We start from the raw sequence: 16,809 nt of genomic DNA on the forward strand, positions 1-16,809 counted from the left end.
TTTTCGTAGGAAAAATGCGTTTTTTTTCAGAGGTCGATTTTCACCCCCTCCGGACGCAAAAACGGCGACACCGAAGTGTCGCCGTTGGATGAATGATGGGTTGATACTGGCTAATTGAAGCTCAGTTGTTTAGCTCTTCGCAGGGTTTACTTCGGCTTCGAGATTGGCATCGAGAAGCTCGCGACGGAGGTTGATGCCGCGCAGTTTGCTCCACATGTAAACGATGGGGGAAGCGATGAAGATCGAGGAGTAAGTTCCGATCACAACACCCATCATGATGGTGAAGGAGAAGTCGCGCAGGGCAGTTCCGCCGAAGATGAACAGCACGAGCACGGCCACGAAGGTCGTGATCGATGTCAGCACGGTCCGTGACAGGGTGCTGGTGATGGCGTTGTTCATCACCTCCTTGACATCACCACGTTTGACCCGGAGGTCCTCACGGATGCGGTCAAACACCACGATGGTATCATTGATGGAGTAACCGGCGATGGTCAGGAAGGCGCCGACGTGGATCAGCGAGAGCTCTTCGCCGCTGAGCACCACAAAACCGAGACAGATGATGATATCGTGAATCAAGGCTGCGAAGGCACCGAGTGCGAAGGAGAATTCGAAACGCACGGTGATGTAGATCATGATGGCGATCAGGCCGATCAGCAGGGCCCACACCGCGGTGGTGAGGAATTCCTTACCGAGCGAGGCGCTCACGGTCTCCACATTGGTCTGCCACTTGTATTCCAGCACGGGCTCGTTGGCGCCGTCCAGTTTGGGTTGACCGTTGTTGTCCAAGGCGGGCACTTGCTCTTGCAGCACAGGGAAGCTCTTGCGCAGACCTTCCTCGATGACGGGAACATCTTCCACGGCGCAACGCACGGTCAGCAGGTGATTGCCGGCGGAGTTGGTTTCCTCGAACGAGCTCGCGGTTTTGGAAAGGGTGAGCGACTCGATCACGTCGTGGGCCGCTGTTTGGTCGATCATCACATCACCTTCAAACTGGAAGGTCAGCTGGGCGCCACCGGCGAAGTCGATGCCGAGAGCGTTGTCGTTTTTGATCCCCAGAGTGGAAATACTGGCGAGAAGGAGCACAGCCGAGACGCTGAATGCCAGTTTGCGCTGACCCAAGAAGTCGAAGGCGCGGTTTGGGATCAGGTTCATGAAGTTCAGCTTCTTGATCTTCTCCTTGTCAGAGAACCACCAGAACAGCACGCGAGTGCAGAGTAGGGCGGCGAGCATGGAGGCGAGAATCCCGATGGTCAGTGTCACGGCGAAACCTTTGACGGTGCCGCTGGCACGCCAGAACAGGATGAGCGCGGTGATCAGGGTGGTGATGTTGGCATCGAAGATGGCGGAGAAGGCCTTATCGTAAGCGGCGGAAATAGCGGCTTTGATGGACTTTCCTGCGGCCAATTCCTCACGGAGACGTTCGTAGATCAGCACGTTGGCATCCACGGCAACACCGATGGTGAGGATGATCCCGGCGATACCGGGGAGGGTGAAGGTGAAGCCGAACATGGCCATGGTGCCGAACAGCACGATGATGTTGAAGGCCAGGCCGATGAGAGCGATCATCCCCGCGAAACGGTAGTAGATCAGCACAAAGATGAGTGTCAGTCCCAGACCGGCGATACCGGCAAAGATTCCCTGATGCACGGTTTCCTTGCCGAGGGTAGCGGAAACGGCGCGTTGCTCTTCCACCAGCAGTGGGTTTTTCAAGGGGTTCAGCAGGGCTGCGGCCAGTGATTTGGCCTCGGCGGCATTTTCCATGCCGGAGATTTCGAAGTTCTTGCCGAGTGACGACTGCACCACGGGGGCGCTGAGCACTTCACCGTCGAGCACGATCGCTAGGCGGTCTTGGCCGTGGCGCATTTGCTTGGTGAGGTCAAACATCTTGGTGGCACCGTCGCTGTTGAGTTCAACAGAGAGTTTGCCTTCGTAAGGGCCGTAAAGTTCCTGGGCGTGGACCACGTAGGAGCCGTCGAGCGAGGCGCGGCGGCTGACGAGGATGTTTTCCGCCGTGGCTTTACCGTCTTCGTCAGTGTCGCGGAGGACTTTCAGCTCGTAGCCGGGGACGATCTCATTTTCAGGGTCGGCAGCCACACGGTCAGCCAAAATACGGCTTTCGGGGTGCACGGTCTTGAGTTCGAGCTTGGCGATTTGTTCAAGAGTAATACGAACCTCTTCGGCTGCCTGCGGGGAGACGCCGGGCATTTGCACCAGAATACGGTCTTCACCTTGGGCGATGATCAAGAGGTCGCTGGTGCCGAATGCGTTCAAGCGGTCTTCCACCGTCTTGATAGCTTGCTGCACGGAGTTGGAGCTCAGGGGGATGGGCTCACCATTGGTGTCCTTGCTGGGTTGCACGCGGAGGGTGAACGAGGAACCACCCACGAGGTCGATGCCGCCCTTGAGGTTGGAAGCTTCGGCGATCGGAGTTTTTCCGGTGATCACGTCCATCCATTTTTCCTTGGGAACAATGGCGAGCATGCTGAAGACCGCGATCAGGGCCACAATGATGGTGCCGATGTTGCGTTTCTTCCGCTCGAAATCTGTGGCGAAATACCAGAAGAACAGGGCAAGGAGTCCAAGGCCTGCGAGAAAGACCAGTAGGCGGTCGTCACTAAAGAGAGAGGCTAGCATGAGTATCGGTTATTGGTTTGTCTGAGAATCGGGGGAATTAGTCGCCTAACGCACAATGGTCAGGTGAAGGGTGCATGTAGTCGCTGAGCAGCTGTTTGGCAAGCGGGGGATTGGGCTGGGGGCGATTTTTTGCAATCTTTGAAGGATCTGGCGCAGGTCGTGGCCGCTGAGGCGACAAGTTTGAGGTGAATGTGGGCTGTTTTTGCAGGGAGGATTACTTGGTGCCAGGTGGGTAGCTTGCAAGCATGTGCCATTTTGTTGCCGTGGCGTTCTGGCTCATGGGTCGGTTGCCGCCACGATGGGGCGCTCGTGGATGCGTTGGAGTGGCTGGCGCAGTGACGACATGAAGGAGGCGATCAAACCTTGGCTGTGGGGCTGTTTTCCATGCCTGGAGTTTTAAAAGCGTTTTCCCAAGGTCGATTGCTCTACCGGGGCGCTGAGCACCTGGTCATCGAGGCCAATGGTGCGTGAACCTCTGCGGGTGCCGCTGAGTGCTTGGAGGCGGAACTGGGTGCCTCCGGCGGGCCCGTGTTTGCTCTTGGCCCGGTTTGCGTTTCCTCCGCCGCTGTTAGTGCGGCGGAGGGCGCGAGTGATTTTTTACAAGCTGCTGTCAGAGCGTTCTGCAGCGTGGGCTTGGGGGGGGACGATGAAAACCGTCGTGGGGAATGAGGGTCGGGTGCTGGCGCGTGGCCAGAGTGCCTTACTTTTTCTCCTCGGTCTTCGCTTCCGCGTCAGCCTTGGCGGTGAGCACGGTGGCGATGGCGGATTTGTCGTATTTCACGAAAATGCCTTCGGAGAGTTTCAGGCTGACTGTTTTCTCGCTGACGGCGTTCACAGATGCGTGCATGCCGCCGATGGTGACGACCTTGTCGCCTTTTTTCAGGCCGGCTTGTTTGGCGGCGAGGGCTTTGCGTTGCTTCTGTTGAGGGCGAATCAGGACGACCCAGAAGATGACGAACATAAGCAGCATCATGATGATGGGGCTGCCGAAGAGTCCGCCGGAGTTAGTATCGGCGGCGAGGATGAGGATGGTGTTATTCATGATTAGGATTGGTTGAGGTAGCGCTTGGTAAATTGGGTTTTGAACTCGACAAAAGTGCCGGCTTCAATGTGCTCACGCGACTGTTGCATGAGGCGCAGGAAGAAATGCAGATTGTGCAGGGAAAGCAACCTTAAAGCGAGCATTTCCTTGGCTCGGAAAAGGTGGCGGATGAAGGAGCGCGAGTATTTCTGCAGCGCCGGGTGGGTGGTCTCATCCAGCGGTGCGGCATCGAACTCAAATTCTTTATTTTTAATGTGCAGTGGGCCGTCGAGGGTGAAGGCGAGGCCGTGGCGCGCGACACGGGTCGGCATCACGCAATCGAACATATCCACCCCGCGGGCAATCATCTCGAGCATCTGCGGCGGCGTGCCTAGGCCCATGGCGTAGCGCGGCTTGTCTTCGGGCAAAAAGGGCACCGCATTTTCGATGGCGCGGAGCATTTCGTGTTCCGGCTCTCCCACGGAGATGCCACCGACGGCGTAGCCATCGAAACCGATCTCCACCAGCTCCTTAGCCGATTGTTCACGGAGGTCGGAGTAGATCGAGCCCTGAACGATGCCGAAGATTTGCTGCGGTAGATCGTGCTGCAGGTTGGCGCCCTCAGGTTTGAGCTGCCACGGCACGTGTTTGGAGGCATTTTCCTGGTGCCATTCCTTGCAGCGGCGTGCCCAGCGCGTGGTTAGGGCCAGGGAGTTAGCCGCGTATTTCTCCTCACAGGGGTATGGCGGGCACTCATCGAAGAGCATGGCGATGTCGCTGCCTAAGGTGGCCTGGATTTCCATGCTGGCCTCGGGGCTGAGCATGGTGCGTGAGCCATCGATGTGGTTGGCAAAGCTGACACCTTCCTCGGTGATCTTGCGTAGTTTGGCCAGTGACCAGACTTGGAATCCTCCGGAATCGGTCAGGATGGGTTTCTCCCAGGTGCTGAACTTGTGCAGTCCGCCCATCTGGCGGATCACCTCCAGGCCGGGGCGCAAGTTCAGGTGGTAGGTATTGCCCAAAATAATCTCAGCGCCGACGATATCGATCAGTTCATCGGGCGACAGAGTTTTCACCATGCCCTGGGTTCCCACAGGCATGAAAATAGGGGTCTGAATATCGCCGTGCGCGGTCTTGAGTGTGCCGGTGCGTGCCGAGGTGTCAGGGCAGGTGTGGTGGAGTGTAAACGACATGGAAAGGTTGGAAGTTGGGACAGTGGAAAAAGATGGAGTGGCGCCTAGGGCATCAGGATGAAATCGCTGACTAACATTCGGTGGTCCGAGGCGGGAACGATGACCGTGTGCGAGCGCACGGGACGAAGCAGGGGAGAGCTGTAGATGTAATCGATCCGGTGCAGTGGGATGCGGCGGTGCCAGGTGTTGCCCCAGCCAGTGCCTACGGTGGCGAAGGAATCGATGAAGTCCTTGCGCAGCAGATCGTGCAGAGGATCGGTGGCCGGTGCGTTAAAATCGCCGGCCGCGATGACGGGGCGCGTAGGGTAGGGCGTGTTGTGCTTGAGTAAGGACAGGCTGTAAAAGACCTCGCGGCGCTGGAGTTGGCGGTTCAGCGCGTGCGATTTCCAACAGCTGCGACGCCAGAGGCGCATGTCGGTGTTGGCGGAGCGAAGGTGGAAATTGGCGCAGTCGATCATCCGTCCCGAGGGGAGTTTCAGGGTGATGTGCTGGCTGTGTGGCATGGGGTTGTGGATGCCGAGGTGGACTTTCCAGCGGGTGATGATCGCGGAGTTCGAGCTGGTGCGGTAATCGCCACCATGGGCATAGAGCGCATCGGCGATCATTTTGGCCTGCCAGGGGTGAACTTCCTGCAGCAGGAGGATGTCCGGATGGTAGGAGGCCACGCGCTCGGCTTGGGCGGCGACCTCTTGCCGGTTGTGTTTTTTTCCACCCCAGTTCAGGGTGCAAACACGGAGGGTGTCCTGTCCCATGAACTCTTCCGCCGGACCCGGCTTCGGGGCTTCTTGACCGATGCGTGCCAGCGGCAGGGATTCATCGGAGAAAAACAGCATGGTGAGCGACCAGATGATGGTCATCACCAGCGAAAGCGGCGCCCGCCAGAAGACGTACGCCGTAGCGGTCAGTGCCAGCCCGATCAGTCCCCACATCCATAAGGGGTAGACGGTGAATGCCGCCATCATGTCCGGCTGCCGCGTGTAGCAGGCGGCGGTGAAAACATGCAGCCCGAAAGATGCGATGATCAGTAGTCGTGGAGGCCAGCGGCGCATGTTCGGGGGGCGGGAGGCAGAGGGCTGGGGTCAGGGCGCGAGGCTCACATTCCCGGAAGGCCCATGCCGCCAGTGAGTTTGCCCATTTCTTTGGCAGCCATGTCTTTTCCTTTGGCTGCGGCTTCCTGAACGCCAGAGAGCACCAATTGCTCGAGGAATTCCACGTCTTCGGGGTCCACAACGGAGGGGTCGATGGAGATCGATTGAATATCGCCAGCGCCAGTGGCCACCACGGTGACCTTGCCTCCGCCAACGGTGGCTTCAACGGTTTTGGCTGCGAGTTCTTCCTGAGTTTTCTGCATCCCGGCTTGCATTTCCTGGGCTTGCTTCATGAGTTTTTGAATATCCATAGTATTAGTATCGTTGTTTTTGAGAGTGGGTGGGGATGTTGATGTGTGAGCTTAAGACTTCAGTGTTCCTTCGAAAACTTCGAGGGCTTTTTGGATTAAGGGGTCCTGATAGAAGGTGTCTTCTGCCGGGAGCTCTTCATCTTTTTGCTCGGCTTCCGGTTCGGATTTTTCCTCCGCTCTGGGCTCTGGGTTGAGGGATGGGCCAGCTTGGGGAATGGCGGCGGCCGGGCCGTCATCGGCGGCGTCGATCAGGGCGTCAAAGCCAAGTTTTTCCGAGGCGGCAGGTTTGGGCTCTTGTTTCGGCTCTTCCCACGGTGGGGTGGAGTCGGCAGCCGGTTCTGGGGCGGGTGTTGGCGCCGGAGCCGGTTCGGGTTGAGGATCCGCTGTTGGCTCTGGGCTCGGTGCTGGCTCCTGGGCGGCTGGGGTTTTGAATTCCGGTGCTGGTTCTGGCTCGGGTTCCGGAGGTTCCGGGGTTTTGGGTGTCTCGGGGAAATGGGTTTCCGCGGCAGCGGGCGCAGGGGCTTCCTTGGGTGCGACTGACTCGCTGGAGGCTTCGATGGTTCCTGCTCCGGCGAGCGCTTTGATCACGTCGCTGATGCGGGCATCGTTGAGCGATTGGATGGCTTTGATCAGGCCAATCTCAAAATGGAGGCGTTTGTTCGACGCCCATTTCATCCGACCTTCGGTGTCTGCGAGGACGTCGATCAGTGCCAGCAGTCGATCCGTGGGTGTCTTGGTTGCCACCTCGCTGAGTGCTTCCCAAACGGCGACGGGGAACCCTTCGTTGCCGGCATTGGGGTCGAGACGGTTGACGAGCAAGGCGCGTAAGCAGCCAATCAGCTCGCCCAGCAGCTGGGTGAGTTCTTTACCCGACTCCGCCTGCTGGTGAATCAGCTCCAGAGCACCGGCATTGTCTTTTTGCAAGAGATGGCTGGCGAGGGCGGCGACGGTTTCCCGAGAGGTGAAACCGAAAATTTCCAGCACGTTCTGCTCGGTGATGGTGTCGCCACAGAAGGCGACCAGCTGGTCGAGCATCGATTGGGCGTCACGCATGCCGCCGTCGGCCCCTTTGGCGATCGCCCAAGCCGCCGGATCGTCCAGCGACACCCCTTCCTCGGAGGCGATGAACTGCAGGTGCTTGGCGATGGTTTCCGTGGGGATCGGGCGCAGGTCAAAGCGCTGACAACGGGAAATGATGGTGGGCAGGATCTTGTTTGGCTCGGTGGTGGCGAAGATGAACTTCACGTGCTCCGGCGGTTCCTCCAGTGTTTTCAGCAGGGCGTTGAAGGCGGCTGTGCTCAGCATGTGAACCTCATCGATGTAATAGATTTTGAATTTCCCCTGCGAGGGCGCAAACTGGACGTTCTCACGCAGTTCGCGAACCTGTTCGACGCCATTGTTCGAGGCACCATCAATCTCGAGGACATCGAGTGAACGACCTTCGGCAATTTCCTGGCAAATGTCGGAGTCGGGGTCGAAATCAATGCTCGGGCCCTCGGGGCAGTTGAGTGCCTTGGCGAGAATTCGGGCGGTCGAGGTCTTGCCGGTGCCGCGTGGGCCCACAAACAACCAGGCATGAGCGAGTCGGTCGCGCTCGATGGCATTCCGCAGTGTCGAAACCACGTGATCCTGGCCGAGGACGTCGGCAAACGTTTTCGGGCGATATTTTCTGGCAAAAACCTGGTAGCTCACGCGGGGTAACTTAGTGGAGATGCGGATTTTGAAAATGGCGAAATTCAAAAATTCTCTGGATCGCCTCGTGGGTTGTGATGCATCAAATGGGTATGCCCAATTTGCCCAGCACCGAAACCAAGGAGAAACGCTACCGTGAAGCCTATGAGAAAATCACCAGCATGCTTGAGGGTGAATCAGATGAGGTCGCTCGCATGGCCTCGGTGAGCTCGATTCTGGCTGGAACCTTCGGGCATTTTTACTGGACCGGCTTCTATCGGATGGTCGATGGAGGGCTGGTGGTGGGTCCCTATCAGGGCACACCCGGCTGCCTGCGCATCGCTCTCGATCGCGGCGTCTGCGGTGCCTCGGCTTCGCAAAAGCAAACCATCATCGTGCCGGATACCCATGCGTTTCCAGGTCACATCGCCTGCGATGCACGCTCGCTGAGTGAGATTGTGGTGCCGGTGTTCGATCCCGAAAGGAAGTTGATCGCGGTGTTGGATGTTGATTGTGACCAGTTGGAGGCCTTTGACGATCAGGACCAACAGGGGCTCGAGCGCATTGTGCGGGCGGTGTTTGCTGAGGCCGAGTAGTCGGCTGTGGTGATCATGTGACCGAGATGTCTGAGGATTGATGTTGAACCTCCATGCCGACCCGTTAAGGTCAGTGCAGCGCATATGCCGCGATCTTTTAATTATGAGTGATTTTACCCTGTTCCGTGAAAAAATGACGGCCGCCAATGTGAGCGAGGCTGCCATTCGAGCTTTCGAAAACAACTACCAAGCCCTGCTACGCAAAGAAAGTGGCATGATTGCTGAGGATGATATTAAACCCGCCGAGGGCGTGCCTGAGCTGGACTCGGTGACCAAGGATGGCGAGGCGTTCGATCCCGCGCTGTTAGCTCAAACCGTGGTGATCAAGCTCAATGGAGGGCTGGGCACCAGCATGGGACTGCAGAAGGCCAAAAGCCTGCTGCCGGTCAAGGGGGATACCACCTTCCTCGATATCATTGCCAACCAGGTGCTGCACCTGCGTGAAACCACCGGGGCGAAGGTTCGCTTTTTGTTGATGGATAGCTTCAGCACCTCCGAGGACACAATGGAGCATATGGAAGCTTATGCCGACCAAGATCTCTCCGGCGCGGAAAACATCGAGCTGATGCAGAACCAGGTGCCGAAAATCGACGCTGAAACGCTGGAGCCTGTCGAGTGGCCGAAAAACCCATCGATGGAGTGGTGCCCGCCAGGTCATGGCGACCTCTACGCTGCACTTGCCGGCAGTGGTTGGTTGGACAAACTCTTGGCTGACGGGGTGAAATACGCCTTTGTCTCGAACTCCGATAACCTCGGCGCCGTGCTCGACGCCGGCTTACTGCGTTATTTCGCCGAAAGTGATCAGCCGTTTCTGATGGAAGCCACTCGCCGCACGGGGGCGGATAAAAAAGGTGGCCACCTCGCCGTGCGCAAGGCTGACGATCAAATGCTGCTGCGAGAAGTCGCGCAGACCGCTGAGGAAGATCTCGGCGATTTTCAAAATATCGATCGCCACCAGTTCTTCAATACCAACAGCCTGTGGATCCGACTCGATATTCTCAAGGAATTGTTGGACCAGGCGAATGGTGTGCTGCCGCTGCCGATGATCCAGAATAAGAAGACAGTCGATCCCCGCGATAAAACTTCCACTCCTGTCTATCAGTTGGAAATTGCCATGGGTGCGGCGATTGAGTCCTTCCCTGGTTCGGGGGCTGTTTGTGTGCCTCGCTCGCGCTTTGCTCCGGTGAAGACCACATCGGACCTCTTTGCGCTCCGCTCGGATGCCTACGAACAAACACCGGACGGTAGGATCGCGCTGTTAGCTTCCCGCCAAGGAAAACCACCGGTCATCGATCTCAGCGATGAATATAAGATGGTGGACAGTCTTGAGGGTCTGGGGATGCCGTCACTGATTCAGGCTGAAAAACTCACGGTGTCAGGTCCTGTGCGCTTTGCGGATGGGGTGACCATCATTGGCAAAGTGGAGTTCATAAACGACACGGGGGAGACCAAATGGGTCGCTGGAGGCACCTACAAGGATGAAAAAGTAGAACTTTGAGAGAAAAGAACAATCAGAAAGTCACTAATCGAGCAGTATTTTTCACCTGTCGAAAAAGTCTGTTTTATGAGGTTGCAAGGCTTGATTAATTTGGTCATATCCGCCGCGCAATGACGAGCTTTGATACTCTAGATATTCCTGATAGTGGCTATGATGCCGTAATCTTTGACCTCGACGGCACGCTGGTAGATTCCATGCCGGCTCACTTCAAAGCTTGGTGCGGCGCTCTGGCGAAACACGGAGCTGGGAGTGTGTTTCCGGAGGATGTGTTCTACGCCATGGGCGGTCGTCCTACCAAGGATATCGTGAGAGAGCTGAATGGTGAGTGTGGATTGAAATTGGACCCCGAAATGGTGGCCATCGATAAACGCTCGGCATTTCTCGATAGCCTCGATGAGGTTGAAATCAACGAGGAGGTCGTTGCATTCGCTCGCAGCCTGCGTGGGAAAATGCCGATGGCGATCGCAACCGGCGGCACCCGCTTGGTGGTCGAGAAGACCTTGCAGTCCACTGGCCTCAGCGATCTGTTTGATGAGGTGGTGACCGCCAACGATGTCAAATGTGGCAAGCCGGCTCCGGACATTTTCCTGGAAGCGGCATCGCGCTTGGAGATTGCTCCCGAGCGTTGTCTGGTGCTCGAAGATGCACCCGCAGGAATCATGGGAGCGCAATCAGCCGGCATGGAGGTCGTCTGCGTGCCAGCCCCCGTGAGGATTTCTTAAGCCGCCTCACTGAGTATGTCATCCATGACCTGGACCGCTCCTGCCAAGGTAAACCTTTACCTCAAGGTGCTCGGTCGGCGTGTCGATGGCTTTCATGATCTCGAGAGCCTGATGGCGCCGCTCAGTCTGGCGGATCATCTGCATTTTGAAAAAGCGGATGCCTTCGAGCTCTGCTGTGATTCCCCGGGGGTGCCCACCGATGAGAGCAATCTCGTTTCCAAAGCGGTTAGAATTTTTCAACGCGTCACCGGCAAAGATTGTCATTGGCGGATTCGCTTGGAAAAAAATGTGCCACACGGTGCCGGTCTCGGCGGAGGCAGTAGCGATGCCGCCACCGCCTTATTGGCGCTGAACGAGCTGGAGCAAGCTGGCTTGTCCGAGGAAAAACTGGCGTCGATGGCGGCTGAAATTGGTTCGGATATCCCATTTTTTATCTACCAGAAAATCTGCAAGATTGAAGGGCGGGGAGAGGTAGTTCGGCCTGTTCGCGAGGATGAAGTTCCCGGCTTGTTAGGCACGAAGATACTCTTGCTGAAGCCGAGCTTTGTGGTCTCGACGCCCGATGCTTATAAACATTGCATGACGGCCACCGAGTTGCCGGATGTGGATTACGCCCCGACGCCGATGCCTTGGGGATCGATGATCAACGACCTCGAGCGGCCGGTGTTTAGGAAATACCTCTTTCTCGCCGAACTGAAGATGTGGCTGCGGAAGCAGCCGGAGGTGGAGACCTCGATGATGAGTGGCTCAGGCTCGACCATGATGGCGATCTTGGCCGACGCCAGCCAGAGCGATGCCGTGATCCGCCATGCGAGAGAAGAGCTAGACCCGACGCTTTGGGCGCAATTGGTTACTGTCTGTTAGTTTGTGATGAATCCGCTCGGTAAAACCATCCTGAAGGACGTCTCGAGATCGTTTTACTTGAGCATGCGTCTGCTGCCGAAGGGAATGCGCGAGCCGATTAGTCTGGGCTATCTCTTGGCGCGAGCCAGCGACACGCTGGCAGATACCGAGGAGCTCGATCCGGAGCTTCGGTCGGAGATGTTAGACGGTTTTGTCAAGGCACTGACTGATGATCAACGGGCCCCTTGGCTGGCGCGACTCGCCGAGGAGGTGATTCCGCGGCAGAAGCATGAGGGGGAGAAAGTTTTGTTGCAGAACATGGAGGGCGTTTTCCGCTGGTTGGATGCGCTCGACGAGTCCCCGTCTTCCACGGCGGAGGTGGTCCATTACGCATCGCCTGAGGAAAGCCAAAGTCTCGCCGCACAGCAGCACGCGGCTATCTTGCGCGTGATGGGGCATATTTTGCATGGGCAAAAACTTGATATTGAACGCTTCGAGTTGCGCGACGATTTTCGTTTCACCCTCGATGCGGAGTTAGAGGAATACTGCTACCTGGTCGCCGGCTGCGTCGGAGAGTTCTGGACGGAGATCGGTTTCATCTCACTGCCCAACTTTTCCAAAGTCGATGCCGCCAAGATGAATCGATGGGGCGCGAATTACGGCAAGGGGCTGCAGCTCATCAATATCCTGCGTGACCTACCCAATGATCTGCGCGCGGGTCGTTGTTACCTGCCCGGGATGGAGTCGATCGAACCAGAGGCCATCATGGAGGAATCGCGACGTTGGCGTGAGCGCGCTCGCATGTATCTCGCAGACGGCGCCTCATACGCTCATGCGCTCAACCATCGGCGCACCCGCACCGCCACCGCTCTGCCGGGCATGATCGGTGCGCGAACCTTGGATTTATTGGATCGCGCCGATTGGTCGACCTTGGAATCGGGTGTGAAAATCTCGAGAAGCGAGGTTTATCGCTGTGCCTGGGATGCACTTTGGCTGCCAATCTGAGCCCCGCAAAGGCAGAGACAGCACTTGCGCGAAGCAGGCGGATGGATTAAGGCATGGGCGTGGCTACGACTGATACTACCCAGCAACTCCCGGATGCTCACGGGCATTTTGGCACCTACGGCGGCATGTTTGTGCCGGAGACCCTCATGGACCCGATGCAAGTTCTTGCAGCGGAGTATGAAAAAGCAAAGGCTGATCCTGAGTTTCAGAAGGAACTCGATTATCTGCTGCGGCAATATTGCGGCCGCCCGACACCACTTTACTACGCCGAGCGATGGACGGAAAAACTCGGGGGTGCAAAAATCTACCTCAAGCGCGAGGACCTGCTGCACACCGGAGCTCACAAGATCAACAATGCCATCGGCCAGATTCTGTTGGCCAAACGTCTAGGCAAAAAACGCATCATTGCCGAGACCGGTGCCGGTCAGCATGGTGTGGCCACCGCGACCGTCTGCGCCCGCTTCGGCATGGAGTGCATCGTTTACATGGGGCAGGTGGACATGGAACGCCAGGCTCTCAACGTGGCTCGCATGGAGCTGTTAGGGGCGAAAGTGGTGCCCGTCACTGCCGGACAAGCCACCCTCAAGGAGGCGGTGAACGAAGCCTTGCGCGATTGGGTTTCCTCCGTCGAGCACACCCACTATATCCTTGGTTCAGCCTTGGGATCGCATCCGTTTCCGATGATGGTGCGTGATTTTCACCGGGTCATTGGCCTGGAAGCGCGCGAGCAAATTCTCGAACAAGAAGGACGACTGCCTGATTTGTTAGTCGCCTGTGTCGGTGGCGGATCCAATGCCATCGGCCTGTTCCATCCCTTCATCAACGATACGGATGTCAAACTCATGGGGGTCGAAGCAGGGGGCGATGGGATTGTTCCCGAGCGCCACGCCGCACGTTTCCAAGGAGGCAAACTCGGTGTGCTTCAAGGGTCGAAAACGTGGTTGTTGGCTAACGACGACGGACAGATCGAGCTGACACACTCGATCAGCGCCGGTCTCGACTACGCGGCAGTGGGTCCCGAGCATGCTTACCTCAAGGACATCGGTCGTGCCGAATACGATTACGCCACAGACGATGAAGCCTTGGCGGCATTCAAGCAGCTCGCTGAAACCGAGGGGATTCTTCCGGCGCTGGAAAGTTCACATGCGATGGCCCACGTCATCAAAGTGGCTCCTAACATGCCTAAGGACAGCGTCATCATTGCCAATCTATCAGGCCGTGGTGACAAGGACGTCGAGCAAGCGGCGAAATACCTGCTGCAGGGCTGATTTTCAGGACTGAATCACTGACCACCATGCCCCGCACCATCGGCATCATCTCAGGCTCCGGCATCTATCCGGAGGAGTTTATGGCGGCCGCCCGCGCCAAAGGCGGCGATGTCCGCCTGATCATGGCGGCGTTCAAAGGCGAAACCCGCGAGGAGCTGGCTGCTGAGGCCGACGAGAGCGCGTGGTTTCGGGTCGGTCAGCTGGGGAAAATGATCAAGTTCCTCCGCAAGCAGGGGGCGACGGAAGCGGTGATGGTCGGTCAAATCGCTCCGCGAAATTTATTCGATCTTCGCCCGGATGTGCGGACGATGATGCTGTTGGCGCGGCTGAAGCAGAAGAATGCGGAATCGATTTTCGGCGCCATTGCCGAGGAGTTGTCCAAGGACGGCATCACTCTGCTGCCGGCGACCACATTCTTGGAAGATATCATGCCTGCCGCCGGCCACGTTTGCGGGCCGGCACTCGATGCCAGTGCGCTGGAGGATGCCGAGTATGGGTTTAAAATTGCCAAGGAAACCAGCCGACTCGATATCGGCCAGACTGTGGTGGTTAGAAATGGCACGGTGCTGGCCGTGGAGGCTTTTGAAGGAACCAACGCCTGCATTCGCCGGGGTGGGGAGCTGGGAAAAGGCAAGGAGATCACCTTGGCCAAAGTTTCCAAGCCAAATCAAGACTTCCGCTTTGATGTTCCGGTGATCGGTCCGGATACGGTGAAAAATTGTGCCCGCTCCGGAGTGCGCACCATCGCCATTGAGGCGGAAAAGACACTCATGCTGGCTGGCGATGAAGTGCGGGCGATGTGCAATGACCAGCAGGTGAGCATCATCGCTCTCAGCTGATACTTAGGGAGATTTCCTAGCTTGAGGGGAAGCTGAAAAGCTAATTTCAAATGGGTTTTTGAAAATTTAGTTTGAAATTTCTCACATTGCTCCTAGTTTGGCTCTCGTCATGGCGTCACCAGCAAAAGAAAGGCTCATCGAGAGCGCGATCCACGTGTTCGCGGAGGGTGGCTATCGCGGTGGCAAGGTGGCTGATATCGTCAAGGGGGCGGATGCCAACATCGCCGCGGTGAATTATCACTTTGGCTCGAAGGACCGTTTATTTGTCGAAGCACTGCGCCAGGCCCATGCGGAAGCGAACCGCGTTTATCCGAGCAAGGGCGGGCTGCCTAGCGATGCCCCGGCGGAGGAGAAAATCGCCTCGATTGCTCGGGCCATCCTGCGCCGATCGCTCGATCAGGGCAAGGCGGGGGACTTTAATCGGATCATGGCGCGCACCATGCAGGTGCCGGGATCTCCGGTGGAGATGATTCTCAAAGAAGTGAGGGGGCTGGAGCTGACTTATCTCGAGCAGGTGCTGAAGGGTTTGTTAGCGACCGAATCAAAACCGATCATTGAGTGGGGAAAATCAATATTTCTGCAGTTGGCGACGCTTGTTAGCAAACGGCCCGCGCCGGTGAGCGATCTTTTTCCTGAAAACCCGAGCCCTGAACAAATCGAAGCCATGGTGGAGGTGCAAGTGGGAGTGATCCTTGCCGCACTGAAATCACTCCCCAACGAATTTCCTAACTAAGTATTTCCTCTATGAACACTCTCCATCGATCTCTCATTCTCACTTCAGTCATCGGTTCCGGCGTTTTGATTTCGGCCTGTGTTTCGATGCCGGGGCCGAAGGCAGGCCAGGCGAACCTTGCCATCCCCAAGCGTTACGATGCCAGCCAAGCACCGGTGCCAGAAGTGGCGAGTGGTTTGCGTTCCCTTTTTCCCGATTCCCGAATGAATGCCTACGTCAGCAAGGCGCTCAAGGCGAACCCCGACCTGCGAGCCAGCGCGGCCCAGCTCGAGGAAGCCGGATTCAACACCCGCAAGGCCTACTCGCTTTCGCTGCCATCGCTGACCGGAAACGGCAGCGGATCGAGGGCCGATACGCTTAGCAGCTCGACCACCGGCAGCTACTCGGCATCGTTGGACGTGCAGTGGGAACTTGATGTTTGGGGTCGGATTCGCGCCGGAGTGACCGCCGCCGCAGGCGACCGTGCCGCCGCTGAGGCTGATTACGCCGCTGCTCGTCAGTCGATTGCCGCCCAGACGATGCAGGCTTACTTTTCCCTGGTTGGAGCGGAGAAATTGTTAGCTCTCTCGAACCGCCGCCTCGCCAGTTTCCAGCAGACGCTCGATCTGGTCAACCGACGCTTCGAAGCCGGAACCGGAGATCTCAGCGAGGTGGAGCTGGCCCGCACTGATGTGGAAAATACCCGGGCACAGGTGGCCCAGCGCAAGGACAGCCGCGATCAGGCGGCACGTAATTTGGCCACGCTCACCGGCGCTTACCCCAATGCTCAAAGCCGCGCCTACAGCTGGCCATCACTGCGCCGCAGTGTGCCGGCCGGAATCCCATCGGACGTGTTGCTCAATCGCCCGGATATCGATGCCGCCTATCAGCGCATCCGCGCGGCAGACTCGCGGGTGAAAGTTGCTCATCGCGACCTCTACCCGAGCTTTTCCCTGACCGCGAGCGCCGGTCAGCAGTCGTCCACCCTAAGAAACTTGGCCAACTCGAACTTCAGCGTTTGGTCCTTCGCAGGAAACCTCTCGGCGCCCTTGCTCGACGGAGGAAACCGGCGGGCTGAGCTCGGTGCCGCCAATGCCCGCGCCAAGCAGGCGCTCGCAGCCTATCAATCGACCGTGCTGGATGCCTTCAAAGAAGTGGAAAACGCGCTCGGCTCGGAACGCTACCTGAGCCGTCAGCAGAACTCCTATCAATCCGCGCTCAAGGCCGCGAAGAACGCGGAGGAGCAAATTCTACGCAACTACGAAACCGGTCTGGTGGAAATCCTGACCCTGCTCGATTCCCAACGCCGCTCGTTCGATACCGAGGAGTCGCTCATCAATACTCAAGCACTGCGCTATCAGAACCGTGTCAGCCTGGCACTCGCTCTTGGCAAAGGTCTCTAACATCT

15 protein-coding genes are annotated in these 16,809 nt (G+C 57.5%); 9 read left to right on the forward strand and 6 right to left on the reverse strand.

Translation table 11 applies throughout. The annotated features are described in order from the left end of the window. Window positions 1–129 precede the first annotated feature (129 nt). From secD to dnaX, 6 genes are all read right to left on the reverse strand, one after another. Window positions 130–2,634 (reverse strand): protein translocase subunit SecD, encoded by a 2,505-nt coding sequence (secD, locus tag JO972_RS02920; RefSeq protein WP_309488500.1) that lies wholly within the window; start codon window positions 2,632–2,634, stop codon window positions 130–132. 700 nt (window positions 2,635–3,334) lie between these two features. Further along, window positions 3,335–3,676: a preprotein translocase subunit YajC gene (gene yajC / locus JO972_RS02925; RefSeq protein ID WP_309488501.1), complete on the reverse strand. Its 342-nt coding sequence runs from the start codon at window positions 3,674–3,676 to the stop codon at window positions 3,335–3,337. 2 nt (window positions 3,677–3,678) lie between these two features. Continuing rightward, window positions 3,679–4,848 carry a tRNA guanosine(34) transglycosylase Tgt gene (gene tgt, locus JO972_RS02930; RefSeq protein WP_309488502.1) on the reverse strand — a complete coding sequence of 390 codons (1,170 nt, stop codon included), beginning with the start codon at window positions 4,846–4,848 and terminating at the stop codon, window positions 3,679–3,681. Window positions 4,849–4,892: 44 nt separating this feature from the next. Next, window positions 4,893–5,897: an endonuclease/exonuclease/phosphatase family protein gene (locus JO972_RS02935; RefSeq protein ID WP_309488503.1), complete on the reverse strand. Its 1,005-nt coding sequence runs from the start codon at window positions 5,895–5,897 to the stop codon at window positions 4,893–4,895. A gap of 44 nt (window positions 5,898–5,941) precedes the next feature. Further along, complete coding sequence (locus JO972_RS02940) at window positions 5,942–6,247, reverse strand: YbaB/EbfC family nucleoid-associated protein (protein ID WP_309488504.1); 306 nt, start codon at window positions 6,245–6,247, stop codon at window positions 5,942–5,944. A gap of 51 nt (window positions 6,248–6,298) precedes the next feature. Beyond that, window positions 6,299–7,939: a DNA polymerase III subunit gamma/tau gene (dnaX, locus tag JO972_RS02945; RefSeq protein WP_309488505.1), complete on the reverse strand. Its 1,641-nt coding sequence runs from the start codon at window positions 7,937–7,939 to the stop codon at window positions 6,299–6,301. A gap of 92 nt (window positions 7,940–8,031) precedes the next feature. Between dnaX and JO972_RS02950 the strand changes: the two genes are divergently transcribed. The 9 genes from JO972_RS02950 (at window position 8,032) to JO972_RS02990 (ending at window position 16,804) form a co-directional block, all read left to right on the forward strand. Beyond that, on the forward strand, window positions 8,032–8,514 hold the full coding sequence (locus JO972_RS02950) for a GAF domain-containing protein (protein ID WP_309488506.1): 483 nt from the start codon (window positions 8,032–8,034) through the stop codon (window positions 8,512–8,514). A gap of 103 nt (window positions 8,515–8,617) precedes the next feature. Then, window positions 8,618–10,012 carry a UTP--glucose-1-phosphate uridylyltransferase gene (locus JO972_RS02955; RefSeq protein ID WP_309488507.1) on the forward strand — a complete coding sequence of 465 codons (1,395 nt, stop codon included), beginning with the start codon at window positions 8,618–8,620 and terminating at the stop codon, window positions 10,010–10,012. A 110-nt stretch (window positions 10,013–10,122) separates the two neighbouring features. Beyond that, a complete protein-coding gene (locus JO972_RS02960) occupies window positions 10,123–10,734 on the forward strand; it encodes an HAD family hydrolase (RefSeq protein ID WP_309488508.1) in 612 nt (203 codons plus the stop codon). A gap of 24 nt (window positions 10,735–10,758) precedes the next feature. Continuing rightward, complete coding sequence (gene ispE / locus JO972_RS02965) at window positions 10,759–11,598, forward strand: 4-(cytidine 5'-diphospho)-2-C-methyl-D-erythritol kinase (RefSeq protein WP_309488509.1); 840 nt, start codon at window positions 10,759–10,761, stop codon at window positions 11,596–11,598. A gap of 6 nt (window positions 11,599–11,604) precedes the next feature. Beyond that, on the forward strand, window positions 11,605–12,582 hold the full coding sequence (locus tag JO972_RS02970; RefSeq protein ID WP_309488539.1) for a phytoene/squalene synthase family protein: 978 nt from the start codon (window positions 11,605–11,607) through the stop codon (window positions 12,580–12,582). A 59-nt stretch (window positions 12,583–12,641) separates the two neighbouring features. Next, window positions 12,642–13,850: a tryptophan synthase subunit beta gene (trpB, locus tag JO972_RS02975; RefSeq protein WP_309488510.1), complete on the forward strand. Its 1,209-nt coding sequence runs from the start codon at window positions 12,642–12,644 to the stop codon at window positions 13,848–13,850. A 26-nt stretch (window positions 13,851–13,876) separates the two neighbouring features. Further along, complete coding sequence (locus JO972_RS02980; protein WP_309488511.1) at window positions 13,877–14,689, forward strand: LpxI family protein; 813 nt, start codon at window positions 13,877–13,879, stop codon at window positions 14,687–14,689. Window positions 14,690–14,798: 109 nt separating this feature from the next. Further along, entirely contained in the window at window positions 14,799–15,422 is a 624-nt protein-coding gene (locus JO972_RS02985) for a TetR/AcrR family transcriptional regulator (RefSeq protein ID WP_309488512.1), read from the forward strand. 11 nt (window positions 15,423–15,433) lie between these two features. Next, window positions 15,434–16,804, forward strand: a complete 1,371-nt coding sequence (locus JO972_RS02990) for an efflux transporter outer membrane subunit (protein WP_309488513.1) — start codon at window positions 15,434–15,436, stop codon at window positions 16,802–16,804. Window positions 16,805–16,809: the final 5 nt, after the last annotated feature.

Source organism: Oceaniferula flava (genome assembly GCF_016811075.1).
Lineage (GTDB): Bacteria > Verrucomicrobiota > Verrucomicrobiia > Verrucomicrobiales > Akkermansiaceae > Oceaniferula > Oceaniferula flava.